27 protein-coding genes, 1 tRNA gene and 1 pseudogene are annotated in these 25973 nt (G+C 63.5%); 11 read left to right on the forward strand and 18 right to left on the reverse strand.

What is annotated here, in order from left to right:
* Positions 1-83 precede the first annotated feature (83 nt).
* The gene (locus IEW81_RS06690; RefSeq protein ID WP_097060370.1) at positions 84-1061 is read left to right on the forward strand and encodes an aldo/keto reductase; all 978 of its coding nucleotides are present in this window, start codon (positions 84-86) and stop codon (positions 1059-1061) included.
* A 222-nt stretch (positions 1062-1283) separates the two neighbouring features.
* On the opposite strand, the gene IEW81_RS06695 is transcribed toward IEW81_RS06690, so the two are convergent.
* Genes IEW81_RS06695 through dnaK form a run of 7 tightly spaced genes read right to left on the reverse strand, consistent with a single transcriptional unit; the run spans position 1284 to position 9321 of the window.
* Positions 1284-3437 (reverse strand): ATP-dependent Clp protease ATP-binding subunit, encoded by a 2154-nt coding sequence (locus IEW81_RS06695; protein WP_097059878.1) that lies wholly within the window; start codon positions 3435-3437, stop codon positions 1284-1286.
* Positions 3438-3456: 19 nt separating this feature from the next.
* Positions 3457-4140, reverse strand: coding sequence for a hypothetical protein (locus IEW81_RS06700; RefSeq protein ID WP_097059877.1), 684 nt, complete (start codon positions 4138-4140; stop codon positions 3457-3459).
* A gap of 56 nt (positions 4141-4196) precedes the next feature.
* Positions 4197-5309 carry a class I SAM-dependent methyltransferase gene (locus IEW81_RS06705; protein ID WP_097060369.1) on the reverse strand — a complete coding sequence of 371 codons (1113 nt, stop codon included), beginning with the start codon at positions 5307-5309 and terminating at the stop codon, positions 4197-4199.
* Positions 5306-5728, reverse strand: coding sequence for a heat shock protein transcriptional repressor HspR (locus tag IEW81_RS06710; RefSeq protein ID WP_097059876.1), 423 nt, complete (start codon positions 5726-5728; stop codon positions 5306-5308). The genes IEW81_RS06705 and IEW81_RS06710 overlap by 4 nt, the downstream gene beginning before the upstream one ends.
* Positions 5729-5742: 14 nt before the next feature.
* The gene (locus IEW81_RS06715) at positions 5743-6747 is read right to left on the reverse strand and encodes a DnaJ C-terminal domain-containing protein (protein WP_097059875.1); all 1005 of its coding nucleotides are present in this window, start codon (positions 6745-6747) and stop codon (positions 5743-5745) included.
* 37 nt (positions 6748-6784) lie between these two features.
* Positions 6785-7432, reverse strand: a complete 648-nt coding sequence (locus IEW81_RS06720; RefSeq protein WP_097059874.1) for a nucleotide exchange factor GrpE — start codon at positions 7430-7432, stop codon at positions 6785-6787.
* Between the two features lie 2 nt (positions 7433-7434).
* Complete coding sequence (gene dnaK / locus IEW81_RS06725; protein WP_097059873.1) at positions 7435-9321, reverse strand: molecular chaperone DnaK; 1887 nt, start codon at positions 9319-9321, stop codon at positions 7435-7437.
* 188 nt (positions 9322-9509) lie between these two features.
* Here dnaK and IEW81_RS06730 point away from each other — a divergent pair, with 188 nt between their 5' ends.
* The 3 genes from IEW81_RS06730 to IEW81_RS06740 all read left to right on the forward strand — a co-directional run bounded on the left by IEW81_RS06730 (position 9510) and on the right by IEW81_RS06740 (position 12420).
* The gene (locus IEW81_RS06730; RefSeq protein ID WP_097059872.1) at positions 9510-10904 is read left to right on the forward strand and encodes an MFS transporter; all 1395 of its coding nucleotides are present in this window, start codon (positions 9510-9512) and stop codon (positions 10902-10904) included.
* A 55-nt stretch (positions 10905-10959) separates the two neighbouring features.
* Positions 10960-11748, forward strand: a complete 789-nt coding sequence (locus tag IEW81_RS06735; protein WP_097060368.1) for an isocitrate lyase/PEP mutase family protein — start codon at positions 10960-10962, stop codon at positions 11746-11748.
* Positions 11749-11898: 150 nt separating this feature from the next.
* Complete coding sequence (locus tag IEW81_RS06740; protein ID WP_097059871.1) at positions 11899-12420, forward strand: winged helix DNA-binding protein; 522 nt, start codon at positions 11899-11901, stop codon at positions 12418-12420.
* 39 nt (positions 12421-12459) lie between these two features.
* Here the strand turns inward: IEW81_RS06740 and IEW81_RS06745 are convergent, their stop codons facing one another.
* From IEW81_RS06745 to IEW81_RS06770, 6 genes are read right to left on the reverse strand one after another with little or no spacing between them, the layout of a single operon-like run.
* Entirely contained in the window at positions 12460-13317 is an 858-nt protein-coding gene (locus IEW81_RS06745; RefSeq protein WP_097059870.1) for a prenyltransferase, read from the reverse strand.
* Positions 13310-13669 (reverse strand): lycopene cyclase domain-containing protein, encoded by a 360-nt coding sequence (locus IEW81_RS06750; RefSeq protein ID WP_097059869.1) that lies wholly within the window; start codon positions 13667-13669, stop codon positions 13310-13312. The genes IEW81_RS06745 and IEW81_RS06750 overlap by 8 nt, the downstream gene beginning before the upstream one ends.
* Positions 13666-13992: a lycopene cyclase domain-containing protein gene (locus IEW81_RS06755; RefSeq protein ID WP_097059868.1), complete on the reverse strand. Its 327-nt coding sequence runs from the start codon at positions 13990-13992 to the stop codon at positions 13666-13668. The genes IEW81_RS06750 and IEW81_RS06755 overlap by 4 nt, the downstream gene beginning before the upstream one ends.
* On the reverse strand, positions 13989-15572 hold the full coding sequence (gene crtI / locus IEW81_RS06760) for a phytoene desaturase family protein (protein WP_179691769.1): 1584 nt from the start codon (positions 15570-15572) through the stop codon (positions 13989-13991). Before crtI ends, IEW81_RS06755 begins: the two co-directional genes overlap by 4 nt.
* Complete coding sequence (locus tag IEW81_RS06765) at positions 15569-16489, reverse strand: phytoene/squalene synthase family protein (RefSeq protein WP_308421890.1); 921 nt, start codon at positions 16487-16489, stop codon at positions 15569-15571. The genes crtI and IEW81_RS06765 overlap by 4 nt, the downstream gene beginning before the upstream one ends.
* A 49-nt stretch (positions 16490-16538) precedes the next feature.
* On the reverse strand, positions 16539-17609 hold the full coding sequence (locus IEW81_RS06770; protein WP_097059867.1) for a polyprenyl synthetase family protein: 1071 nt from the start codon (positions 17607-17609) through the stop codon (positions 16539-16541).
* A 17-nt stretch (positions 17610-17626) separates the two neighbouring features.
* On the opposite strand from IEW81_RS06770, the gene idi reads away from it, so the two are divergent.
* Positions 17627-18154 (forward strand): isopentenyl-diphosphate Delta-isomerase, encoded by a 528-nt coding sequence (idi, locus tag IEW81_RS06775; RefSeq protein ID WP_097059866.1) that lies wholly within the window; start codon positions 17627-17629, stop codon positions 18152-18154.
* On the opposite strand, the gene dcd is transcribed toward idi, so the two are convergent.
* Positions 18151-18756, reverse strand: coding sequence for a dCTP deaminase (gene dcd / locus IEW81_RS06780; RefSeq protein WP_097059865.1), 606 nt, complete (start codon positions 18754-18756; stop codon positions 18151-18153). The genes idi and dcd overlap by 4 nt on opposite strands.
* Before the next feature lie 247 nt (positions 18757-19003).
* Between dcd and IEW81_RS06785 the strand changes: the two genes are divergently transcribed.
* From IEW81_RS06785 to IEW81_RS06795, 4 genes are all read left to right on the forward strand, one after another.
* Positions 19004-19077: transfer RNA gene (locus IEW81_RS06785), tRNA-Gly, on the forward strand.
* A gap of 62 nt (positions 19078-19139) precedes the next feature.
* Positions 19140-19859, forward strand: coding sequence for a hypothetical protein (locus tag IEW81_RS06790; RefSeq protein ID WP_097059864.1), 720 nt, complete (start codon positions 19140-19142; stop codon positions 19857-19859).
* A 13-nt stretch (positions 19860-19872) separates the two neighbouring features.
* Positions 19873-20028: a hypothetical protein gene (locus tag IEW81_RS14500; RefSeq protein ID WP_179691768.1), complete on the forward strand. Its 156-nt coding sequence runs from the start codon at positions 19873-19875 to the stop codon at positions 20026-20028.
* A 140-nt stretch (positions 20029-20168) separates the two neighbouring features.
* Positions 20169-20429, forward strand: a complete 261-nt coding sequence (locus IEW81_RS06795) for a hypothetical protein (RefSeq protein ID WP_143544625.1) — start codon at positions 20169-20171, stop codon at positions 20427-20429.
* Positions 20430-20786: 357 nt separating this feature from the next.
* On the opposite strand, the gene IEW81_RS14775 is transcribed toward IEW81_RS06795, so the two are convergent.
* The 3 genes from IEW81_RS14775 to IEW81_RS06810 form a co-directional block, all read right to left on the reverse strand.
* Positions 20787-21320 (reverse strand): putative immunity protein, encoded by a 534-nt coding sequence (locus tag IEW81_RS14775; RefSeq protein ID WP_097059862.1) that lies wholly within the window; start codon positions 21318-21320, stop codon positions 20787-20789.
* Positions 21321-21323: 3 nt separating this feature from the next.
* On the reverse strand, positions 21324-21536 hold the full coding sequence (locus IEW81_RS06805; RefSeq protein ID WP_218839978.1) for a hypothetical protein: 213 nt from the start codon (positions 21534-21536) through the stop codon (positions 21324-21326).
* Positions 21537-21815: 279 nt separating this feature from the next.
* The gene (locus IEW81_RS06810; protein WP_179691767.1) at positions 21816-22745 is read right to left on the reverse strand and encodes a hypothetical protein; all 930 of its coding nucleotides are present in this window, start codon (positions 22743-22745) and stop codon (positions 21816-21818) included.
* 748 nt (positions 22746-23493) lie between these two features.
* Here IEW81_RS06810 and IEW81_RS06815 point away from each other — a divergent pair.
* Positions 23494-24021 (forward strand): annotated as a pseudogene (locus IEW81_RS06815) (IS21 family transposase); the annotation flags it as partial.
* A 204-nt stretch (positions 24022-24225) separates the two neighbouring features.
* Here IEW81_RS06815 and IEW81_RS06820 read toward each other — a convergent pair.
* A complete protein-coding gene (locus IEW81_RS06820; RefSeq protein WP_229671263.1) occupies positions 24226-24735 on the reverse strand; it encodes a recombinase family protein in 510 nt (169 codons plus the stop codon).
* A gap of 437 nt (positions 24736-25172) precedes the next feature.
* Here IEW81_RS06820 and IEW81_RS06825 point away from each other — a divergent pair, with 437 nt between their 5' ends.
* Positions 25173-25715, forward strand: a complete 543-nt coding sequence (locus IEW81_RS06825; protein WP_097059860.1) for a hypothetical protein — start codon at positions 25173-25175, stop codon at positions 25713-25715.
* The last annotated feature ends 258 nt before the right edge of the window (positions 25716-25973 follow it).

Genomic DNA, 25973 nt, shown 5'->3' on the forward strand with positions numbered 1-25973 from the left:
CAACTGATTAGACACATCCTGACCAGACATATCCTGACCAGACACATCCTGACCAGACCTTGAAGCACCACGAAAGGACCATGATGGAATACGTTCGACTGGGCAACACCGGGCTCGAGATCTCGGCCATCACGCTCGGCTGCATGAGCTTCGGCGAATCGGAGCGCGGCTCGCACGCCTGGACTCTGTCGGAAGACGACAGCCGGCCACTCATCAGGCAGGCGCTCGAGGCTGGCATCACCGCATTCGATACCGCGAACGTGTATTCCGATGGCAGCGGCGAAGAGATTCTCGGTCGCGCGCTGCGCGATTTCAGCAGCCGGGACGACTACGTGCTCGCCACCAAGGTGCATGGCCGGATGAGGCCGGGGGCCAATGGCGGCGGGCTGTCTCGTCGCGCCATCCTCGCCGAGATCGATCACAGCCTCGCCAGGCTCGGCACCGACCACGTCGACCTGTACCAGATCCACCGCTGGGATCCGCTGACACCGATCGCCGAGACCATGGAGGCGCTCCACGATGTGGTGAAGGCGGGCAAGGCGCGCTACCTCGGTGCCTCGTCCATGTTCGCCTGGCAGTTCGCGACCGCACAGCACACGGCCGACCTCGGCGGTTTCACCCGGTTCGTCTCCATGCAGGACCAGTACAACCTGCTCAACCGCGAGGAGGAGCGCGAGATGCTGCCGTATTGCCTCGACCAGGGGGTGGGCGTGCTGCCCTGGAGCCCGCTGGCGCGCGGCAGGCTTACTCGCGACTGGGATGACTCGACAGCCCGATCCGAAACCGACCTGTTCGGCCAGGTCCTCTACAGGCAACAGGAGGCCGGTGACCGCAGGATCGTGGATGCCGTCGCCGAGGTGGCCGAGGATCGTGGCGTTTCCCGTGCCCAAATTGCCCTCGCCTGGGTGCGCCAGCAGCCCGCCGTGACCTCGCCGATCGTGGGCGCCACGAAACCGAACCACCTCAGCGACGCCGTCGCGTCGGTCGAGCTCGAGCTCACCAGTGAAGAGCTGGCAAAACTGGCCGCCCCGTACCTTCCGCGCCAGCCCGAAGGCTTCTAACGCGGGCTCGCGCTCCTCCCGGCGCTCCCTCCCCCGGGAGGATGAGCCCAGGAGGATGAGCCCAGGAACCGTACTTCCTCGTCATCCTGTTTTTCGATAACCCGGTCGTGCTCGGCGTCATGTCGTACGTGTCGTGCTCGGCGTCATGTCGTACGTGCCGTACTCGGCGCCTGTGGGCTTGCCGATGCGCGTCTTCCTCGGGACCGCAGAAGGGCTGGGCCGCTAGGTGGGGAGCTTTCCCACCGTGAGCCCTTCGCCCTCGGAGTCGACCTCCACGAGCACCGTATCGCCGTCGCGAATGCCACCGGAGAGCAGTGACTTCGCGAGGGAGTCGTCGATTCGGCGCTGCATGAGCCTGCGCAGCGGCCGGGCGCCGTATATGGGATCGTATCCGCGTTCCGCAAGCCAGCTGCGGGCATCCGGTGTCACGGCCAGTTCGAGTCGACGACCGGTCAGCCGCTTCGCGAGACGGTCGATGTAGAGTTCGACGATCTGGCCGAGGTCGCCCGTCGTGAGCGGTGAGAACACGACGATGTCGTCGAGCCGGTTGATGAACTCGGGCTTGAACGTCTGGCGCACGAGCTCATTGACCGCCGCCTTGCGCTGCTCCCACGGAAGGTTCTGGTCGGTGATGTACTGGCTGCCCAGGTTGCTGGTCAGGATCAGGATGACGTTGCGGAAGTCGACCGTGCGACCCTGCCCATCGGTCAGCCGCCCGTCGTCGAGCACCTGCAGCAGCACGTCGAACACCTCGGGATGCGCCTTCTCGACCTCGTCCAGCAGGATCACGGAGTAGGGTCGCCGCCGCACGGCCTCCGTCAGCTGCCCGCCCTGCTCGTAACCGATGTAGCCAGGAGGCGATCCAACGAGCCTCGAGACCGTGTGCTTCTCGCCGTACTCGCTCATGTCGATGCGCACGAGGGCTTTCTCATCGTCGAAGAGGTATTCGGCGAGCGCCTTCGCGAGTTCGGTCTTGCCGACGCCGGTGGGGCCCAGGAATAGGAAAGAGCCCGTCGGCCGATCCGGGTCTGAGATGCCGGCACGCGTGCGCCTGACCGCCTCGGCGACCGATTGCACGGCCTCCTTCTGCCCGATCAGCCGCTTGCCGAGTTCTGTTTCGAGGTGCAGGAGCTTCTCGGTCTCGCCCTGCGTCAGCCTGTCGACCGGGATTCCGGTCCACGCGGCGACCACGCTCGCGATATCGTCTTCGGTCACCTGGTCATTAACCATGCGGTCACCGATCGGTTCCGCCGATTCCGCCTCGACGACGGCAGCTTCGATGCCGGGGATGGTCTCGTAGTTCAGCTTCGATGCGGCCTGGTAGTCACCCTCGCGCATCGCACGGTCGAGCCGGATGCGGGCCTCATTCAGCTGGGCCTTCAGGTTGCCGACCCCGGTGAGCGAAGCCTTCTCCGCCTTCCACCGCTTCTCGAGCTCCGCGAGCTGTGCGCCACTGGTCGCGAGGTCTGTCCGCAGCTTCTCGAGCCTGGCGCGTGAGGCGTCGTCCTTCTCCTTCTTGAGAGCGACCTCCTCGATGCGCAGCCGATCGACGGCACGCTTCAGCTGGTCGATCTCGACGGGGCTCGAGTCGATCTCCATCTTGAGCCTGGATGCCGCCTCGTCGATGAGGTCGATCGCTTTATCCGGCAGCTTGCGGCCGGTGATGTACCGATGGCTGAGGATCGCCGCGGCCACGAGAGCCGAGTCGGCGATGGCGACCTTGTGGTGGGCTTCGTAACGTTCCTTGAGCCCGCGGAGAATGGCCACCGTGTCTTCGACCGAGGGCTCGCCGACGAACACCTGCTGGAACCGGCGCTCGAGCGCCGCATCCTTCTCGATGTACTGGCGGTACTCGTCGAGGGTGGTGGCGCCGATGAGACGCAGTTCACCGCGCGCCAGCATCGGCTTGAGCATGTTGGATGCCGCGACAGATCCCTCTCCACCGCCCGCTCCCATGAGGGAATGCAGCTCGTCGATGAACGTGATGACCTGGCCATCCGAGTCTTTGATCTCCTTGAGCACGGCCTTCAGCCGCTCCTCGAACTCGCCGCGGTACTTCGCACCTGCCACGAGCGCCGCGAGGTCGAGGGAGACCAGCTGCTTGTCTTTGAGCGAGTCGGCAACGTCACCTGCCACGATCCGCTGGGCGAGACCTTCGACGACCGCGGTCTTACCGACACCGGGCTCACCGATGAGCACAGGGTTGTTCTTGGTGCGACGGGTCAGAACCTGGCTGATTCGGCGGATCTCCGCGTCCCGGCCGATGACGGGATCGAGCTTGCCGCTCCTGGCGATGTCGGTGAGATTGACGCCGTAGGTCTCGAGAGCAGATTTTCGTTCCTGGTCGCTGGCGGGAGCGCCCTGCATGTTGGCCATGGTGCTGTGTTTCTTTCTTCTAATCGTGATTGCGGGTAGGTGCTTCTGCCGGGTTTGCCGTGTTTGCACTGTCTGCCGCCCGCAGCAGGTGCGCCGCGAGCCACCACGACAACCAACCGACGGCAGCGGTCGCCACGATGCTCACCAGGAAACCCAGGAGTCCGATGCCGATGCTGATGGGAAGCGACTGTGCACTGTTGTCGTCGACCCCACCACCGACGACCTGCAGCGGAACGCTGAGCGTCGCCGACACGATCCAGCTCGCCACGATCGCGATACCTGTCGCAGCCCACGTGACAGGCCACGGCTTCGCCACATCATGAGACCTGAGGATGCGCACGCTGGTGAACAGCGCCACGACCATGAGAACGAGCCCGACCCCGGCGATGATCCCCAGCGGGACGATCCACACCTCCAGCTCGAGCTGATCGATGATCGCCTTCCCCTGCCGGTACCAGTCGAGGTTTCCGAAGGTGCTACCGGCGGCGCTAAACATCGCACCGATGAGCCCCACAACAGCCAGGATCGTCAGCGGCACGCCGAGCATCCAAAATCCGACGCTCAGGGCCAGGAAGCTGATGATGCCGGCCAGTCGCGCACCCGCCCGCTGGCGCGGAAGAAGCGCGGGCCTCGGCTGGACGTTCTTCGGCGGCACGGGCTGGTAGAGATTCGTCGCCGGAGTGGTGTTGATGGGGTCGGTCACGATGAAACCCTTCTCTCGATCATCACGGTACTCCCTGGGTGCTGTCGACCACCGTGCTACCGCTTGCGCGACATCGTCACAGTGAACTTGGGGGTGCGCTCGATCTGGCGGGTTCCGCCGACGATGCGTTCGAGGGTTGGCCGGTAGTCGAGGTGCGAGTTGAAGACCGTCCAGAGCTCGCCGCCCGGCCTGAGCATGCGCGATGCGGCCTCGAACAGTTTCGCCGAGACCCCTGAGTGCACTGCCGCACCGGTGTGGAACGGAGGATTGAGTACGACCAGGTCGACGCTGCGGCCGGTAATCGTCGAGGCTGCATCATCCCTGGTCACCGTCACGTCGAGACTGTTCGCCTGCATGGTCAGGGCGGCGGATGCCACGGCAGCAGCCGACTCGTCGGTGGCGAGCACTCGGGCCGCCGGGTTGAGCCGCGCGAGGGACGCCGCCAGGATTCCCGTGCCGCAGCCAAGGTCGACGGCCGACTCGAACGGCGCCACGCGGTCGAGCCTGTCGCCCATCGCGGCCACCAGCGCTCGCGTTCCGATGTCGACGGATGTCCCGGCGAACACTCCACCGGTCGCCACCACCCACAGCCCGAGGTCGGTGTCGAACTTGCGGCGAGGCTCGACGACAGTTTCTGCCAGCGGCTGGCGCGCGATCAGGGCGCGGGATTTTTGGGCGGCGTGCGTGACATCCACTCTCCCGAAGTGCCGACGCAGCACCTCATTCATCGTGACGGTCATGTGCTTGATCCGGCCGCCGGCGATCACGACGACAGCGGGGGCGGCATGCCGGGCGATGAGGGCCGCGATCTCGTCGAGCGCATCAAGCGACCGCGGGAGCCTGAGAAGCACGAGGGTCGCGCCGTCGAGCAGCGCCGCATCCAGCGGGAGCGACACGAACGTACCGGCACTGTTGGCTCCAACACCGTTGGAGGCGAGTGCCAGTTCGCCCGAGAGCCGATCCTGGTGCACGCGCACGCTGGCGGCCCCGCGGTCGAGCGCACCCAGCGTGAGGGCGCCGTACTCGTCACCGATCACCGTGATCTCGGCACCGGGCAGCAGGGCACCTGCTTCGTTGAGCATCAACGTGTCAGCGGTATCCCAGGCCCGCAGTTCGGGCGCTTCCAGGTCAGGCCAGCGGCGCAATTCGTCGAGGCTGAAGGCACTCATTCCGAACGCTGCCCGAGCTGGCGCCACACCACGACGGCGTTTGACCGCTTCGATCGCTCACCCGCACGCAGCGACACGACATCGCCCTCAGACCCGGCCGCAAACACTCGCCGGCCCGGCCTCGCCAGCATCTCGTTTGACAGGGCATGCTCCAGTTCACGTACTCGCACGGTCAGCTCGGACACATGGTTCTCCAGGTCGAGGATGCGCCTGATGCCCTCGAGATTGAGTCCCTCCGCGCTCATGGCCCCGATCTCGCGCAACTGCACCACGTCGCGCATCGAGTATCGGCGCGACTGGCCGGCGGTGCGGGTCGGTTTCACCAGCCCGATGCGGTCATACTGCCGAAGGGTCTGCGGATGCATGCCAGCAAGCTCCGCGGCGACCGCGATCGCGAACAGCGGCGAGAACTCGTCCATTAGTCCCGCAGCCATCAGGCCGATGCGGCCTTCTCCAGCAGCTCCTCGCGAGGGTTGTCTCGCGGCATGGCCGCAGCGAACGCCTCGAGGTGCTTGAGGGCATCCTCGGTCAGTCTTGCGGGAACCGCGACCTGGATCTCAGCCAGCAGGTCGCCGACACCCTTGGGGGATGTCACGCCGCGCTCCTTGACGCGCAGGATCCTGCCGCTCGGGGTGCCGGGCGCCACCCGTAGTTTCACGGATTCACCGCCCAGTGTCGGCACCTCGATTGTCGCGCCGAGTGTCGCCTCGACGAAGGTCACGGGAATCACGATTCGCAGGTTCTGGCCGTCGCGCTCGAACACCGGATGCTTGCGCACGGTGATCGACAGCACGAGGTCACCCGCGAGCCCGCCGTCGGGGCTCGGCTCGCCCTTGCCTTTGAGCCTGATCTTCTGGCCGTCGCTGACCCCGGCGGGGATCTTTACGTTGATCGCCTTCGCACCGGACGGTTGCAGCTTGATCGTCTCTCCGCGAATCGCAGTGATGAAGTCGAGAGTGGTGCTGGCGCTGAGGTCGCGTCCCTTGGACGGTCCGCCAGCCCCACGGAATCCCCCGCTGGTCGAACCGAAACTGCCCCTGCCGGCCCCACCACCGAACATGCCACCGAGGAGGTCTTCGAAAGAGGCGCCCGATTGGCCGCCGCCGTACTGGGGGCCTCCGCGCTGCTGCTGCCCGAACATCCCGCCGAACACGTCTTCGAAGCCACCCCCCTGCTGGCCACCCGCCGTGAACCGGGCGCCGGAGCCCATGGCGCGCACCTGGTCGTACTCTTTGCGAAGTTCGGGGTCAGACAGCACGGAATGTGCCTCGCTGATCTCTTTGAACTTCGCCTCGGCCTTCGGATCACCCGGGTTCGAATCCGGGTGAAACTGCCGAGCGAGCTTGCGATAGGTCTTCTTCAGGTCGGCCTCGCTGATCGTCTTGGAGACGCCGAGTACCGCGTAGAAGTCCTTATCGAACCAGTCTTGGCTCGCCATGGTTGTGCCCCCGCCTGTTTCCTGTTGTGCCTGGGGCCTAGTCTGCCGGAACGAACACAGCGACCTTGGCCGGTCGAACCAGCCTGTCGCCGAGCACGTAGCCCGCGGCGATCACGTCAGCGATCGTGTTGACCTTGACATCCGGGTTCGGCAACTGCACGACGGCCTCGTGGAACGCGGGGTCGAAGGGCTCACCCTTGACGCCGACCTGCTTGAGTCCGTATTTCTCGAAGGATGCGCGAAGCTTCTGGGCCACGATCGTCATGGGCGCACCATCGACGAGGTCGCCATGCGCCTCAGCGAGAGCGAGGTCGTCCAGCGCGGGAAGCAGTGATCGGATGACCTCGGCGATGACAGCCTCGCGGTTGGCAGCACGGTCGCGCTCCACCCTGGTGCGAAAGTTGACGAGCTCGGCTTGCGCACGGAGCATGTCCGAGCGCATCTCGGCGACGAGGTCGGCTGCCGCCTGGTCGAGCAGTGCCTGGTCGTCATCCGAGAGCGAAGCATCCGCTGCTGCGGTGTCGGCCGTGCCCGCCGCCGGGGCGGATGCCGAAGCATCCACCCCGTCAGCTGGCTCACGAATATCGCCGGTCTCGGGGTCTACCCTCCGCTTGTCGCGGATGATGGGCTCCTCGGGCCGTTGTGGGTCATCTGGGCCCTTGTTGTTGTTCTTTTTGTTGGCCATGACTACTTCTGGTCCGACGAAGGCTTCGATTCGGAACCCGCGGAAGGCTCCTCGTCGTCGACGACCTCGGCATCGACGATGTCTTCGTCGCTGCCCTTGTCTTCGGTGGGAGCCCCTGCGTCGGGGGCTGCCTGCTCCTGCGATGCGCTGTAGATGGCCTGTCCGAGCTTCTGCTGGCTTTCGCTCAGAGTGTCGAATGCGGTCTTCACGGCCGCCTCGTCGTCGCCAGCAAGCGCCGTCTTGAGAGCATCCACATCCGCCTGCACGTCGCTCTTCACATCGGCGGGGAGCTTGTCCTCGTTGTCTTTAATGAGCTTGTCGGTCGAGTATGCAAGCTGCTCGGCAGTGTTGCGAACCTCTGCGGTCTCGCGACGGGCCTTGTCTTCTGCGGCGTGCTCTTCACCCTCGCGAACCATGCGCTCGATGTCATCCTTCGACAGCGATGAGCCGCCGGTGATGGTCATCGACTGCTCCTTGCCGGTGCCCTTGTCTTTGGCAGACACGTGCACGATGCCGTTCGCGTCGATATCGAACGTGACCTCGACCTGCGGGATGCCGCGGGGTGCCGGTGCGATGCCCTGCAGCTCGAACGTGCCCAGGTTCTTGTTGTCGCGCGTGAACTCACGCTCGCCCTGGAAGACCTGGATCGCCACGGACGGCTGGTTGTCGTCTGCCGTGGTGAACGTCTCGCTGCGCTTGGTCGGGATGGCGGTGTTGCGCTCGATGAGCTTGGTCATGATGCCGCCCTTGGTCTCGATACCGAGGCTCAGGGGGGTGACATCGATGAGCAGCACGTCCTTGCGCTCGCCCTTCAGTACGCCTGCCTGGAGTGCGGCGCCGACAGCGACCACCTCGTCAGGGTTGACGCCCTTATTGGGCTCCTTGCCGCCGGTCAGCTTCTTGACGAGCTCGACGACAGCAGGCATGCGGGTGGATCCACCGACCAGCACGACGTGGGCAACGTCAGCCAGCTTGACGCCGGCCTCCTTGATCACGTCGTTGAACGGCTTGCGGGTGCGCTCGAGCAGGTCGGCGGTCAACTCTTCGAACTTGGCGCGGGTGAGCGACTCGTCGAGGTTGGCCGGGCCGTTCTCCGTGAGGGAGAGGTACGGGAGCTGGATCGTGGTGCTGGTCTGGCTCGACAGTTCCTTCTTGGCCTGCTCTGCAGCCTCCTTGAGGCGCTGCTTTGCGATCTTGTCCTTTGAGACATCGACACCGGTCGAGTCCTTGAAGCGCTGGATCAGGTAGTCGACGACGCGCTGGTCCCAGTCGTCTCCACCGAGACGGTTGTCTCCGGAGGTCGACTTGACCTGGATGGTCGAGAAGTCGTCATCCTTGCCCACTTCGAGCAGCGATACGTCGAATGTTCCACCACCGAGGTCGAAGACGAGGATGAGCTCGTCTTCCTTGCCCCTGTCGAGACCGTATGCGAGTGCGGCGGCGGTCGGCTCGTTGATGATGCGCAGCACGTTGAGCCCCGCGATCTCCCCGGCCTCCTTGGTGGCCTGGCGCTCGGCGTCATTGAAATATGCGGGGACAGTGATGACCGCGTCGGTGACGGGCTCGCCCAGGTACTGCTCGGCGTCGCGCTTGAGCTTGGCGAGGGTCCGTGCCGAGATCTCCTGCGGGGTGTACTTCTTTGTGTCGATCTCTACCTTCCAGTCGGTGCCCATGTGGCGCTTGACTGAGGCGATCGTGCGGTCGACGTTGGTGACGGCCTGGCGCTTGGCGGTTTCACCGACCAGCACCTCGCCGTCTTTGGTGAAGGCCACAACCGATGGGGTCGTGCGGAAGCCTTCTGCGTTGGCGATGACGGTGGGTTCTCCACCTTCGAGGACGGCCACTACGGAGTTCGTGGTTCCGAGGTCGATTCCTACTGCTCGAGCCATGTGCTCTTTCTCCTTCGATTCAAATGATTCTGAAAGCTGGATGCGACAACTTGAGTCACGCCGTGTCAAGTTTCCACCCGCACGGCTGCAGAGTCAAGTCGTGAAGCTGAAACTTGAGTGTGAGTGACTCAAGTTTCAGGCGGCAACCCATTCACCCGTCGGATACCCCCAGCCGCTAGCGTGTCACCATGACTGAGAAGACGGTTCCTGCCGCAGCCAATACCGGGGCCATCGCTGCCGTCGGGCTCGACCTGCAGGAGGGAAAACTCATTCCTCGCCGGCAGGTTCTCTCGTGGGCGCTATGGGACTGGGCGACGCAGCCCTTCAACTCGGTCATCCTCACCTTCGTCTTCACGGCCCTGTATCTCACCACGTATACATTCCTGCCCCCGGAGATCGCAGCCCTCGGGGCAGGCAACACGATCTACGACCGTGCGCTGTCGCAATTGTCGAGCCAGTACGGCATCGCCATCTTCGTCGCGGGAGCCCTCATCGCGATCATCGCCCCGGTCCAGGGCCAGCGAGCCGATGCATCCGGCCGACGAAAGCTCTGGCTCGGCATCAGCACTGGGGTACTGGTGCTGTGCATGGCCGCCCTGTTCTTCGTGCAGGCGTCACCCCCGTTCTTCATCCTCGGCATCGCACTCATCGCGATCGGAAGTGTTTTCAGCGAGATTGCAGGTGTCAACTACAACGCGATGCTCGTGCAGGTGTCGACGCGCAAGACGATCGGCAAAATCAGTGGGCTCGGCTGGGGCTTCGGCTACCTCGGCGGAATCGTCGCACTGATCATCGTCGTCGTCTTCACCCAGCTCGAGTGGTTCGGCATGTCGACCGACAACGGGATGGCGTTTCGCGTCATCGCGCTCGGTTGCGCCCTGTGGACCGTGCTCTTCAGCATCCCGATCTTCCTGAATGTGCCAGCCGCCGAGCCCGCCACCGGTCGCCCCCACGTCGGGTTCTTCGCCAGTTACGGCGTGCTCGTGAAAGACGTTGCCCGCCTGTACCGCGAGACCCGACCCACCTTCTGGTTCCTTCTCGCGAGCGCCGTGTACCGCGACGGCCTGGCCGGAGTGTTCGCCTTCGGCGCGATCATCGCGGCGGTCACGTTCCAGTTCACCAGCAACGAGGTGTTGCTGTTCGGTGTCGTCGCCAACCTCGTCGCCGGCATCAGCACGATTCTCGCAGGCCGTTTCGACGACATCTTCGGCCCGCGAGCCGTGATCGTCTTCTCCCTCTCGGGCCTGATCATCGCGGGTACCGTCACCTTTGTGCTTCACGACTCCGGCAAATTGGTGTTCTGGGTCGCGGGGCTACTGCTGACAGTGTTCGTCGGGCCCGCCCAGGCCGCAAGCCGGTCGCTGCTCGCGCGCGTGACACCCGCGGGCCGGGAGGGTGAGATCTTCGGCCTCTACGCCACCACCGGTCGGGCAGCGAGCTTCCTCTCGCCCGGGCTCTGGGCTTTGTTCATCGCCATCTTCGGGTTCCAGTACTGGGGCATCCTCGGCATCGTCCTCGTCCTGGTGGTCGGCCTCATCCTCATGCTCCTGGTGAAACTTCCGAAACACGTTCGCGAGAATTGACGGTGACGCCCGAATGCCGGTGGCGGTTGCCAGCGGACTCGGACAGGCTGGGGTCATGACCGACACAGCAGCCAAGGCCGAACTCCTCCGCTCACTCCATATTCCGGGAATCCCGCTCATCGTCACGAACGTCTGGGATGCCGTCACCGCGAAGATCGTGGCCGATGCTCCGGGAGTCCGGGCGCTTGCGACAGCAAGCCATGCCGTCAGCTTCGCCCACGGTGTCGCCGACGGTGAGGGCCTCACCCTCGCGCAGGCGCTCACCACCGCCAGGCTCGTCGCGGCGGCCGTCGAGATCCCGGTCAGCGTCGACTTCGAGAAGGGCTACGCACCGGATGCCACGGGCGTGCAGCGCAACGTCGAGGCCCTCATCGAGGCGGGCGCCGCCGGCTTGAACCTCGAAGACTCGATCGGCCAGCCGAAAGCGCCGTTGTTCGACCTTGACACCGCTGTGTCGAGAGTGGCTGCGGCCCGCGCGGCCGGTGAGGCGACAGGCGTCCCCATCACCATCAACGCGCGGGTCGACACGCTCGCCGGAGGAGGCGAGTGGGATGACGCGATCACCCGCGCGAATGCCTACCTCGCTGCCGGTGCGGATTGCATCTTCATGCTCGGCCTCGGTGACGAAGCGAAGGTCGCTCGAGCGGTGGCCGAGGTCGCCGGGAAGGTATCGGTATTCTCCGGCCCCGGCTCAGTTCCCCTGAAGAAGCTCGCCGAGCTCGGTGTCTCCCGAGTGAGCTTCGGCCCCGGCGCACTGGGTTTGACCCTCGCCCACCTAAGGGCCGCCGCGACCCAGCTGACAGCACTCGGCGACTACCCGGCCGAACTCGGCTTCAGTTACTAGCCGTAGCGCCCAGGCGGACCACCCACCGGGCAGGACCGCACGATGGCCACCCGGCCAAGCCGTTCCGCGCCATGCCGTTCAACTCGCGATGAGCACGGCGAACCTGCTTTGGGCGTTCCCACCGGGTCGCCCGCGGCATAGTGTCGAACCATGCAAACACCTCGACCGATCGGATTCTGGCTGAAGCTCGTCGACCGAATGATTGATGAGCAGTTCGCCTCGACACTCGAGGAGCACGGCGTCACGCGGCGCCAGTGGCAACTGCTGAACATCCTGGCTCGAGAGAACGCGACGGTGCAGCAACTGGATACCGCGGTGGCGCCATTTCTGTCTGCACCGCTACCGTTCGAAACCGCCCCATCCGACACCGCCCCATCCGACACCGCCCCATCCGACACTCTCGACGCTGCGTCCGGCGACTCTGAGACCTCCGCTGACGACCCAGCCGAGACCTCCGCCTCACACCTCGCCGAGCTCGTCGAGAGCGACTGGGTGAGAATCACCGGCAGCGTATACGAGCTGACCGAACGCGGTCGCATCGCCCTCGAGCGTCTTTCAGGCGTGGTGGATGCCCAGCGCACGCTCGCGACCGAAGGGGTCACCCCCGATCAGTACGAGCAGACCGTCGCGGTGCTCGAGCGGGTTGCACGCAATCTCGGCTGGAACGACTGACCAACCCCCCACGACCGCGCTAGAACCCGCAGGACCGCACTAGAAGGCCAGCCGCCACCAGATCATCAGCATGGTGACGAAGAATCCGGTGATGAAGTTGAGCAGCAGGAACCTGCGCCAGCCACGGTTGGCGGTGTCTGCCGCGGCATCCGTCACGTTCCAGAATGGCGCGCACACCGCCGCATACGGAAGCACCAGGATCGACGCGAGCGGCCCCGGCCAGTCTGTGAAGAGCAGCAGCACTCCCCCCAGCATGTAGGCGATCACCGCGAGCCGTACCGTCGCTTTCGCGCCGATCACCGTGGCGACCGACGCGATGCCGCCCTCGCGGTCCGCGATGACATCCTGGACCGCCCCGAACGCGTGTGACGCGATCCCCCACAGGAAGAACGCGAGCAGCAGCGCCCACAGTTGCGGGCTGAACACGGCACCGGCGAGCACGAGCCCGTAGACGGCAGGTGACACGAAGTGGGTGCTGGAGGTCAGGGAATCGAGGAATGGCTTCTCCTTGAAGCGCAGCCCCTTCACGGAGTAGGCGACGACCGCGAATACGCTGATCGCGAGCACGAGCCACGAAAGTGGACTGCCCACGATGACCAGATACACGAGGAACGGGACGTTCGTCACGATCGCTGCGATGACCGTCGGGCGATGCATCCGGCGATCGAGCAGAGCGCCTTCCACGCCGCCCTTGCGTGGGTTTCGCAGGTCGGACTCGTAGTCGAAGACGTCGTTGATGCCGTACATGGCGAGGTTGTACGGCACCAGGAAGTAGAGGGTTCCGAGCACGAGAGTCAGATCGATGCGCTGGGTCGTCAGGAAGTACGCCGCGGCGAAAGGGAACGCGGTATTGATCCAGCTCAGCGGCCTGGACGACACGAACAGCGCCCTAAGCATGGCCGGGCTCCTTCTTGCCGTCCCGGTCACGACCCGGCTTGCGACCCCGACCCAGTAATACCCACAGGGACGGCAGCCCGAAGACGGCGGCCACCGCATAGGCAAAGTCTTCGAGCGGGGCGATCCCGATGAACGCACCGCTGATGAGCGATTCGTTGTAGGCCACAAGACCGATGCCGATCATCACGTTGTCGAAGACGGCGGTCATGAGCAGCAACACGGCGAGCGTGATCCCGAGGGCCGGCCAGCTCAGCCGACGACCACCAGCCCGACGACGGCCGAGAATGGATGCCGCGGCAAGAACCACCACGACGACGGCCAGGAATATCGCATTAAGAGCCCAATAGGTCACTGCGCAGACCCCGATCGCATGAGGCGGCCGGATACGGCGCCGTAGACGTTCATCGTGAGGTAGCAGAGCAGCGTGAGGAAGAAGATCTCCTCAAGAGGGATCTCGGGTGCCACCTGCAGTCCGGTCATGAACGACGTCTCCCCGCGGAAGAAGATCCCGTTACCTACCCCGGCAACATCCCACACGAAGAAGAACAGCACCCCGACAACCAGCACAGCGGCGGCCCTGAGGGCATCCCGCCAGAAGAACAGGGCGAAGCGCCGGTCGAGCACGACCATACCGAACAGCGCCACGAGCAGCGCTGCCAGGTACAGCAGGGTCATGACTTTCTGAGTGCGGCGACGCTCGACACGAGGGGTTCGGCGAGCGGCCCCGCCGTGGTGTCCCCGCGCAGGCGCTTCACGATGAGCTCGGCGCTGATGAGGCACATGGGAAGGCCGATACCGGGGATCGTGGAGCCGCCGACGTAGTAGAGCCCCTTCACCTTCTTCGAGATGTTCCCGGCCCTGAAGAACGCACTCTGTTTGAGGGTGTGGGCAGGCCCCAGGGCCGTACCCTTCCACGCGTTCAGGTCATGCTCGAAATCGCCGGGGGCGAGAGTTCGCCGTACGGTGATCCGCGATGCGAGGTCTGGGATCTTGGTCCAGTCCGCGATCTGCTCGATGACTCGATCGGCGAGCGCCTCGACCCTCGGGTCGCTCGCCCCATTCGTACCCTCGATGGCTCCGCGACCGATGGTCGGGTCTGCGGGGATCGGGACGAGCACAAAGAGATTCTCGAACCCCTCCGGCGCGACATCCGGATCGACACCACTGGGCTTGCAGACGTACAGCGATGCTGGATCGGGAACCGTCGGCTTGTCGCCGAAGATCGCATTGAAGCCCTTCTCCCACTCGCGCGTGAAAAGCAGGGTGTGATGCTCCAGCTCGGGCAGCGCACCTTTCACGCCCAGGTAGAGCAGCAGGGCACTCGGGCCCGCGAGTTTGGTGTCCCAGTAGCGCTGGGGATAGGTCTGCTGCGCGGGCTCGAGCAACTGGGTCTCGGTGTGGTGCAGGTCGGCGGCCGAGACCACGATGTCGGCGGGGACGACCACCGTCGTGCCATCCACCTCGTATCGCACTCCGGTCGTCGCGCCATTCTCGACCAGGATCTTCGTGGCACGCGCCCCGCGGATGATCGTGACGCCCTGTGCCTCGGCCAGATCCTCGATGCTGCTGATGACACGGGTGAACCCACCCATCGGATACAGCACACCGTCGCTCAGGTCGAGATGGCTCATGAGGTGGTACATGCTGGGCGTCAGGTACGGAGACGACCCGAGGAAGACGGCCGGGTAACCGAGCACCTGCCGCAGGCGGAGATCTTTGAACCGGCTCCCGACGAAGCTCGACAGCGGCTGCAACAGCAGCCGGATGAACTTGCCCGCCCGGGCCAGCACCTCGCGATTGAACAGCGGGCGGAAGTCGGCGAAGGTCGTGTAGAGGAAGTATTTCTTGGCGAGCGTATAGGTCTCTTCAGCCGAATCGAGATAGCCGTCGAGCTTCTTCCCCGCGCCTTTCTCGACGGACTCGAAGAGGGCGATGTTCTCGGCCCGGTCGGAATGGATGTCGATCGGCTGGGACTCGTTCTCGAAGAACACCCGGTAACCGGGATCGAGGGTTACCAGGCTCAACTGCGCGTTTGCCGTCGTGCCGAGCAGCTTGTAGAAGTGATCGAAGACCTCGGGCATGAGGTACCACGACGGGCCCGTGTCGAAGCGGAAACCATCCTTCTCCCACGATCCAGCGCGACCACCCACGGCTGGGCGGGCCTCGAGCAGGGTCACTTCATGACCGTCCCGCGCGAGCAGGGCAGACGTGGATAGCCCTGCGATTCCTCCACCGATGACAACGACGCGACTCACGACTGTGCTCCTTCTAGAGATTTTCTTGCTCCTGTTGACGGCTTTGCACCCATCGCTGCGGCGATCGCCAGGCGTGCCTTCACCGGGTTCGGCACGCGGACCCTGGTGTGGATGAGCTCGGTCGCCGGTGTGGCCCGCAATCGCATCGCGAGCTCGGCGAACAGCGACTGTGCCAGCGCGACGGCGCGGCGCGAACTGCGGGGAAGGTCGGGGACGACAGCCGCCGAGACCGCCAGGTCAGCGTCGATATCGTCGAGAAGCCTCGACTTGGTCGCCTCGTCGAAAGAATCGACAGCGACATCCGGAAAATAACTCCTGCCGAGCGTCTCGAAATCGGCCGAGAGGTCGCGCAGAAAATTCACCTTCTGGAACGCCGCCCCGAGGGCCCGCGCTCCCGTCTCGAACCGCGCGTGGTCTGTGACGTTCTCACCGAGCAGAAACGCCTGAAGACACATCAGCCCCACGACCTCCGCTGAACCGTAGACGTAGCGCTCGAAGCTTGCCTGGTCGTGCACCTTCGCGCTGAGGTCTGCGCGCATCGACTCGAAGAACGGCGCCGTCAGCTCGGTGCCGAACGACACCTGCCTCGCCGTGAGCGCAAAAGCATGCACGACGAGATTGCTGCTGAACCCGTGCTCCATCGCGCGTTCTGTCTCGGCCTCGAGTTCGTTGAGCACGCGGCCCGCACCCACCACGTCGAGTCCGGCGTCTTCTGCCGCCCCATCCACGATCTCATCAGCGACGCGAACCAGCGCGTAGATGTTCTCGACATTCTGGCGAACGCCCGGTCCGAGCAGCCTGGACGCGAGCCCGAACGACGTCGAATACCGACGGATGACCACGCTCGAGGTCTGCTCGGCCACACGGTCATACAGCGAAAGCCTGCCGGTGCTCATAACGCCCTGCTCACGTGACACGTGCTCACTTGATTCGCGCCCGCGTGCCACGGGCTCACTTGACGCGGCCTCACTTGACGCGGCCGAGCACGGAGTCTGCAACCGGATGAAGCTCCGCACGCAGCGCGGGCGGGATATGCGGCTCGGCCAACCGTGCCAGAGCGCGGTTCGCGTAGTATCTCGCGAGACCCTCGGCGAATGACCTTGCACCACATTCGATCAGCACGTCGCGCAGTACGCCCGCTTGCTCATCGGTGAGGTCAGGGTCGCCGAACAGGTGGGCTGCGTCCGCCCACTCCCGAGTGCTCGTGGCGTACGCGATGAGCACCGTCCGTTTGCCCTCGCGCAGGTCACCCGTGGTCGTCTTGCCGGTCTCCTCCTCGAGCCCGAAGACCCCGAGCAGGTCATCCACGATCTGGTAGGCGATCCCGATCTCCCTGCCGAAGTCACTGAGAGTGGAGACGACCTGCTCCGAAGCGCCCGCGAGGATCGCCCCTGCCTGCAGGGGGCACTCGAACGAATACACCGCGGTCTTGTAGCGCTCCATGGTGAGGATGTCGTCGACGCGGGGAACCTCGGCCGCGATCTGGAAGTCGACGTCGATCAACTCGCCGGCCGCCGAAGCGAAGAGTGCGTCATCCATCACCTCAAGCAGGCGCGTTCTCATCTGGTCTGAGACGCCGCTGCGGTCGATCAGCCGGTACGAGTTGAAGAGTGCGAGGTCTCCCGCGATGACGGCAGCCGAGATCCCGCTGTGGTTGGCGACCCTCGTGGATGCCCCAGTCGCGATCGCACGATCACGATACGTCCCGGCGATGTTCGGCGAGCCCCGGCGGGTGAAGTCATGGTCGATCACGTCATCGTGCACGATTAGCGCGGTATGCAGCAGCTCGAAGGCCGCGCCGACATTGGCCGCAGCCTCGAGATCGTCACCACCGAGCGACTGGTAGGCGCACATCACCATCTTGGGCCGGAATCGCTTGCCGCCGACCGTGTTGTTCTCGAGCGTCTCCCACAGGGTGACGTACTGCGAGCCGAAGGCGGCCGCACGGTTCTTGGCTAGGCTGAAGAAGCGCGCCAGCACGGCGTCGACCTGCACCTGCCTCTCGTGTGAGAGGTCGAGCAGCCCCGATCCATCCATATAGGCAGACTACCGCGATGAGCCCCCAACATCCTGAGCAGGTCGTCCTGCTCGACAACGACGCGAACCCCATCGGGGTGGCCGGCAAGGTCGAGGTTCACACCACCGACACTGCGCTTCATCTCGCGTTCTCCTGCCACGTCTACAACGCCCTCGGGCAGGTGCTCGTCACGAGGCGGGCCCTGTCGAAGCTCACATGGCCCGGCGTCTGGACGAATTCGTTCTGCGGGCATCCTGCACCTGACGAGGCGATGGATGACGCGATCCGCCGCCGCGCAGAATTCGAGCTGGGCATCACCATCGACTCGCTCGAGATCGTGCTGCCGGATTTCCGCTACCGCGCCGTGGACGCGACCGGCATCGTCGAGAACGAGGTGTGTCCGGTGTTCCGGGCCGTCACCTCCGATGTGGTCACTCCCAACCCCGCCGAGGTCGCGGAATTCGCATGGGTCGCCCCCGAGGCGCTGCACGATGCCGCCGCCGCCGCCCCGTACGCGTTCAGCCCATGGCTCGGATGGCAGCTTTCACAGCTCGCGGCAATTTAGGCCCCCGCGGCTCCCGCGTCTGTCGAACGCACGTCGGTGCGGTAGAAGCCTTTGAAACTGCGCGAGGCGGTCGGCCCGCGCTGGCCCTGGTAGCGCGACCCGGATGGACCTGAACCGTAGGGGTTGTCGACAGGGGAACTGGTGCGGATGAAGCACAGCTGCCCGATCTTCATTCCCGGCCAGAGCTTGATCGGCAGCGTCGCGACGTTCGACAGTTCCAGCGTGACGTGGCCTGAGAAACCCGGATCGACGAAACCCGCCGTGGAGTGGGTGAGCAACCCGAGCCGCCCCAGGGAACTCTTGCCCTCTAGCCGGGCCGCGACGTCATCCGGAAGCGTCACCAGCTCGAAGGTGGAGCCGAGCACGAACTCGCCGGGGTGCAGGATGAACGGCTGGTTGGCATCCACCTCGACGAGGCGCGTGAGGTCGGGCTGGTCTTCTGCCGGATCGATGAACGGGTACTTGTGGTTGTCGAACAAGCGGAAGAACCTGTCGAGACGCACGTCGATGCTCGACGGCTGAACCATGTCGAGATCGAGAGGGTCGAGACCGATGCGGCCGGAGGCGAGTTCGGCCCTGATATCGCGATCGCTGAGAAGCATGCGCCCATGTTACTCAGGCGGGCCCGCTCGCCGGTTCCCCGTCGGCGTGCGCGCGCGGTCGGCGCCGATCCCGACGCGCCTCAACTACGCCCCCTCCTGATCCTTCCGAAATGACGGAGATCCGGGCACCCTCTCCTCGTGCTTCCGCGCACTTCCGCGGGGGGATCAGCTGAAGGATGCGAGATCTCCGTCATTTCGGAAGAATCCAGCAGTCACCTACACTGAACGGAGCCGGAACGTCGGCCACGCGAATGTAGTTCAATGGCAGAACTTCTGCTTCCCAAGCAGATAGTGCGGGTTCGATTCCCGTCATTCGCTCCATTTGTAGGCCCTTCTGTGGGGGGCAAAGCCTCGCCTACCTTGCCGGAAACATCTCCAGCGGAGTGGTCGCCATCGGTGACATCCGTGATGCCCTCGCCGCTGTAGTCAGACTCGACTTTGTCTCCGCCGCGTTCAGCTTGGCCTCCCTCATCCCCATCGGCGGTGACATCGCAGCCGGAATCAAAAAGACAGAGCAATTCATTCGGGCCGCGGACGAGATCCCGTCGGGAGCCGCGCTCCGCTCCGCCATGAAAGACTTCGGCAAATCCACCGCAGACAAGATGGATCTGCAACTAAAAGTCTCGCCGACTGCGGTGACCAAGCTGACCGCCGCGGGACTTCCAGACACAGACATCGTGCGCCTCGCCTCGAGGATGATCAGCGCAAAACACTTCGACGACATGGTCAACTCCGCCAGCGACATCAGGAGGGCCCCGCAGACCTACCGACTGGAGAAGGACGCCGAGAACTTCTTGCGCAGCCCGACACCGGACGCGCTTTCAGGGCAGATAATGACTAAAGCGAACGAGCGTGCAACCAAGCGCCTGTATGACGTGTTGGATCGGGGAGCTGGATTCGCCGACGAGATCAGGCACGGGCGTGGCCGCGGGGTAGGGCGAGCAGCGGACCAGGTCGAGAAGGATTTAAAGATTTTGGCAGATCCGGACTCGACCATTCGAAAAGTCACCTGGCACTTCTTCACTAACACAAACAACACAGTTGGGCCGGACCAAAGGCTTCTGGATCTGTTGAATCAGCGCGGCTTGCCCTTCGTGATATGAATAGCCTGAACCCATGCTGAACATGATGAACGCGTCGAAAGCGGAGATCGCGGCGGCGGATGTGGCATACCGAAATGGCGTTGTCGACGGGCAAGCTCGACTCCGCGCTCATCTTCGCGACACTGGGGGCCCGAAGTCGATGGAAGGCTCGCAAGCCTGGGCGCTTTAGGTACATGGTTCTTACAGCACATCGAAGCTGAGCCCGACAGCGCAGTGCAGGAGTGGATCCCAGCGTGGTGGGATCCTAATCGGCCGTTCGCCGATTCGGGGAGCGAACGGGCAGGCCCGTTCACGGGCCAACAACTCCGCTTGATCGACGAGGTACATGCGTATGTCGCCGAAGTATTGCTCAACGAAATACCTGGCGCAGAATGGACGATCTATAAAGGGGGCAAAAGGGAGGTGAGGAATGGGGAGACCGTTCTCAAGCTGAAGGGTCGCCTGCAGGCCTACCCGCAGACGATTGTCTATAGCGCGGCGATCGACGTGGTTCTCCTCGGGAAAGCGGTCACCGATCGTTGGTTGTTCGACTACGTTTCAGACAAGATAGCCAAGGCCAAAGTCGCATGATGCGGCAGGGGTGCGGCTGATCGCATCCGCAATCTCATGGATGCGTCCAGAGATGAGATCGCGAAAGCGAACATGGCATATTGAGCCGGAATTGTGGCGGGTCAGGCACGAATTCGTCAGCATCTGCAGGTGACGGTTGGCCCGGAGGCTGATGGGACCAGCGAGAACCTCGCCTATCCCAAAAGAGGCCCATTTCTTGTGCGACCTCGAGCACTGGAGCTAACCGTCCGGCCCGCATCATCTCGACCCGGGTGAGGTTCCCATCTGACACAGCGTCGGCACGCTCGGTTCTCAGGCGCATTGAAACCAGATTTGTCGTACTGGCCGTCCGGCTACCGGGCGCCCTCCTCTGGCGAGCTACTGCCTTAGAGCGGACTGAAGTCTCCGAATGGTCGAGCCGAGGATGCCCGACGCGAGAAGTCCTGGACCGAGTGGGCCCGCGGAGTCCGCACCAAGTGGTGGCAACTGCCGAAGCGCCGCCCTGACGTGGGCATTCATGTGCTCGAGTTGCCAGGAGATCTCATCGGAGACTGCCGCGGCCTGATCCGTGGCGGCAAGCCCAGCGGCTTTCGCGGCGTAAGCGGCTGCGCCGAGGGCGTGCGCGCCCATGTGGGCGACGCCGGCAGATTGTGCAGCAGCCCGAGCGGCGGCCACTGCCGAGGGCGAGTTCACGGCTTGCGCGGCCCGACCAGCGACGAAGCGCCTACGAATTTCGCCGGCGGTGTCGAGTTCACCCTTGGCAAATGCCCGAGTACGAGCGATGGCATCACGTGGTCGGCCGTCTGTTGGAGCCTCCGTCTCAAAGAAGACCAAGACTCGCTCGGCACAGTCCGCGGCCCACGCTGCGACGAGGCGTCGGTCAGCTTCGCTGAGTGACTGCGGGGACGGCATGTCTCACTGGCTCGTGCGCCCGCGCCGTCGTAGGCCGAGCACAATCAGGATGATGCCGACGATCGCGAGGATGAGTCCGATAGAAAGCCACATCCGGTTGCCCGTCATGAAACTTCCCGGGATCAGATTCAGGCCCTGCCCGGCCCAGACTCCACCAAGGATTAGAGCGATCACGCCGACGGTGATCAGGGCGATGCGTCCGCTACGGCTAGTCACGTCCACCAACCTACCCTTACCGACTCACCCGTCGCCCGCCCACCGTTCCTCATGCGGGACACCGGTGATCGTCGACGTCGGCATGGAAGAGCTGTGCAGACAAGTGCGCAGATTTGTGCAGTCGAGTGTGGAAGATGACAGTGAGGCCAGAGCCCGGACCCCGCTTATGGGGGCTTCACTGCCTTCTTTTGGGTTATCGGCCGCAGGCATCGATCAGGGCGCATCCTCGACGATTGTCGGCGTCAGAAAATAATGATCATCTGGGTACGAATGCCGTGACTAGAAATCCGTCTTTCCCATCCCCGCAATCAGTTGATTGATGCGCTCCCTGCTTGGTAAAGCTTCCTTAACCTTGACGCGCTCGATTTCTTCGTTGACGCGTGCGGTGTCTAGGCCGCCCATCAATAGGTAGCTGCGGTACCAGTCGAGAGCGCCGAAGTCGTAGGTCTCGTCCGCCAGCTCGGCCAAGATCTCATCGGAGGCGTCCGTCGGCCAGACACCCCACCCCCCGATCACGTCAAAGACTTTGCGTGGTCGGGGAAGTGGCCAGCCTCCGCCGAGGGCACCGATGAGGTCGAGTCGGAGGTCGTCGTCGAGTTCGCGGAATGGAAGCTGGTCGGCGATGGCGAGGATGGCGTCTTTCCATCCTCGATCGTCGGAGGTCGTTCGCGTGAAAACGTAGAAGATGCAGTTAGCCCGGTCGACAAGCGGGATCGACGAGTCGAGAAGAGGAGCGATGAGTCGGTCCGTGACTTCTCGCCCCTTATTGACCGCGGTGATTGTGTCAGCCCAGTCGGGCTCAGTTTTCTCCGGAGGTGCAGGCAGAGGCGGGCCGTACTGGATCAGCTTCAGCCCGCTGCCGATCCCGTCGTACTTCTCCGGGTCCGTCGTGTACAGCGGAGATGAGTAGTGGATGGCGGTCGCCGCGCACAGAACATCCGTGCGAGTCAGTCTGCCAGTCCCCAACTCGGGAGCGTCGTGACAGATCAGGCTCGCCAACTCGATTATTGCGGCGTCCAGGGGTACCGGGATGCTGTGTTTCCAGGGTCTAAAACTCATCGACTTTATGGGGCGCCGATCAGACCCCAGCTTCGCGATGAAGTACACGGCTAGGTCTGCGGCCATGGCCGCACTGACGAAGATGAGATCCTTCTTTCCGAAGTCCTCGGCAAACATTCCACGCAAACAAACGGAGAGATCGATCGTCACGGGACGGCCCATCGGGCGGACGTCACTCTCCCCATAACGAGGCCACCGCAGTTCAACGACCGACGGTTCAACAATTTCCAGAAAACCGTCCGAGCGATAGACCGACTCTGGGGTGGAGACCATTTCGTCATGCAGGGTAGCGCTGAAGGGACGCACCAAGTAGGTCCGTTGCGATGCAATTTGCAACTTTACTTGACGCTCACCATCACCGTCTTCCTCGGCAACCTCCGCCTCAGCAAACTGCGCAGGGATCCCCAGGCGCAATCCAGCATGACGAAGCGTCTTCACTGAATCCGTCATTACCCCGTCCTTTCATGGTGCAGACCTGCCTCGGCAGATCGTTAGATTCACGTAATCATCCACTATCCGAGGCGGACCCGCGAGAAAGCTACCCCAACTCCTGCTTGCTCGCTTCATGGCAGCGATCATTGCTGTGTGTTTGTGCGCGGCGGGCTTGGCTGTGACGGCGCCAGGGGTGGAAGCTGCCCGAATTTCTCCGGCAGTAGGTGCTCCTGGCGGGCAGGCCGAATGCTCGCCCGCTGATTCAAACTGGACCAATGAGGCTCAGGGATACTGCGTAAATGGTTCTTCGATCAACTCGAGGTGTCTGTGACAGGTTGAAATGGTCCCGTTCTGGCGGTTTGTTTTGGCCCCACTTGCGACTTGCCGGGGTGGTTGTGGCGGTTTGATTTGGCCCCACCTGAGGGTGGTGCTCGTCTGAGTTGTTATCGGCGAGAAGGGGCCGGAAATGATGTCAAAAGTGGATTTGTTTGCAAGCATCCGACACGATGCCCGGGTTGAAGGGCTATCTGTTCGAGAGCTTGCCCGACGACATAACGTTCCCCGTCGTACCGTGCGAGCCGCGCTGGAATCAGCCGTGCCACCGCCACGGAAGGTCCCTGTTCGATCGGCAATCCGGTTGGATCCGTTCAAGCCCTATATAAAGGGAATGCTTCTAGAAGATTTAGAAGCTCCGCGTAAACAACGCCACACCGCCCGTCGGATCCTCGCCCGTCTCGTGGACGAGCATGCGGCGACTGAGCTGTCGTATTCCACGGTCCGCGATTACGTTCGAGTGCGCCGAGCTGAGGTCGAAATCGCAGCAGGCCGACGGGTAGAAGCATTCATCCCTCAAGAACACGCCCCCGGATGGGAGGCGGAGGTCGACTTCGGGGAAGTCTGGGTTGTTCTTGCCGGGGTGAAAACCAAATGTCACCTGTTCGCCTTCCGCCTGTGTTTCTCGGGCAAAGCGGTGCACCGGATTTATCCGACCCAAGCCTAGGAAGCCTTCCGCTTACGGGCGGTCGAATCGGTCGAAAAATACCCTTGTGGCGGCTTTCGCGAGGGCACGAAATCGCGTCCGTTGATCGTCCCCTTGTGACATGGCTTGATCATCGGAATGACTGCTGCCAGTCCCTCGGTTCGGCTGTCCCGTTGCTGAGCTGCGTGGCTCGGCAACGGGTGCCAGCGAGTGTGTGCTTCAGCGGTCGACTGATTGTCTTTGGACGGTGCGGTACACGGTGGAGCGGGCGACGTTGAACAGCTCGGCAAGTTCGGCGGTGGAATGCGTCCCTGCCCGATGAACTTCCATCAGGTGACGTTGCTGGGCCGTCGACAGTTTCGGTTGCTTGCCGCGTAGGTGACCTTTCGCTTTAGCCACTTGCATTCCCTCGCGCGTTCTGGCGCGAATGAGGTCGGATTCGAACTCTGCCACCATCGCGAGAACGTTGAACAACAGTCGCCCGACCGGGTCGGTCGGATCGTGGACGGATCCGCCGATGCTGAGTTTGACGCCCTTGACGGTGAGCTCGTCCATGATGTCTTTCGCATCCCGCAGAGAGCGAGCCAGTCGGTCGAGTTTGGTAACCACGAGGGTGTCGCCGTTCCGGCAGGCGGCTAAGGCTTCTCGGAGTCCTGGACGGGCTCGGTTGGTACCGGTGAGTCCGTGGTCGGTGTAGATCAGGTTCGATCGAACGCCGAGGTTTTCCAAGGCGTTTCATTGGGCGGTGAGATCTTGCTTGTTGGTGGATACGCGTGCGTATCCGATCAGGAATTCATTCATAGCGGAACGCTGCCTGTCGGCTGATCCAGAGGTCAAGGATGAGACGGTAAGCGGCCCCATCCCGGGCACCCGTCTGGAGCTGCGAACCCAGCCAATTAGCCTCCCACCAAAGACCCGATTCGGCGCCCGGTGTGCGTCCGGCTTGCAAGCCGCCGGTGCAGGGTGTTGCGGCTGGTCTCTTTGACGGTTTCTCCGGACGTGGGGATGTTGAGGGCTCAGTGTGAACCGCTGGTTGTGCTGGATGCCCCATGAAGACCGCATTTTTCTCGACTCCGATGTGGCCAGGCTCCCGCCTCATGACGTCGCTTAGCTTAAGCGGCTTAAGCGTCTCGGTATCCCTTTCAGCCTGTGGGTAGCCTGAGTCCATGTGGGACACCATGAATGCCAGTCGCGAAAAGCGTGGGGAGCTGCATGAGGCGTATGTGCGGGAGTTGGAGCCGGCGCTGGCGCGTCTTCGGCTTCGGTTGAGCGGGCCCGGTGATCCGCAACTCGATGGCAGTGTCGAAAGTCTGGACGCAGTCAATGAATGGTTTCTGACATTCATCAAGGAACGGCAAGAGACGGAAACGGTGGATCTGCCGTCCTGGTGGAACCCGGCAAGACCCACAGCCGAGAGCGGAGTTCCGGGCAGTGGTCCGTTCACGTCGAGTCAGCTTGTACTGATCGATGAGGTGCAGGCGTATCTCGGTGAAGTGTTGACGAAGGCCCGTCCCGATGCGACATGGGTGATTTACAAAGGCCACAAGCTCGATTCATGGAACGGTCAGACGATGCTGCAGACAGGGAAAGGGATGCCGTTTGCCGTGCGAGGCATTGTGTACAACGAAGCCTTGGGCGCTTTCCTCTATCGGCGTGAGGTTCCGGTCAAGCAACTCTCCGAACTCGTCCGGACGGCTTTAGCTGGCTGAGGGAACTTAGCTGCGCGAGCAAGTAGCGGCTGTGCTCCGAAACCGCGATGGCTCAGGCATACCTCCGGTCTCGGGCTCTACGCCCCTGATACATGCCGGGTTGGCTCAACCAAGATCCCTCGGCCGGGAACAAGCTCTCAGGAATTACTGCCCGGTCAAGGTTCCTTGCGTTCTTGCGGTGATTGCACCAATTGTTGGATGGGTGTTGTCATGGCGAAGTATTCGATCTTCATTCGACCGGATCTGACTCAGGTATTT

The sequence above is a fragment of the Salinibacterium xinjiangense genome (genome assembly GCF_014645015.1).
GTDB lineage: Bacteria > Actinomycetota > Actinomycetes > Actinomycetales > Microbacteriaceae > Rhodoglobus > Rhodoglobus xinjiangensis.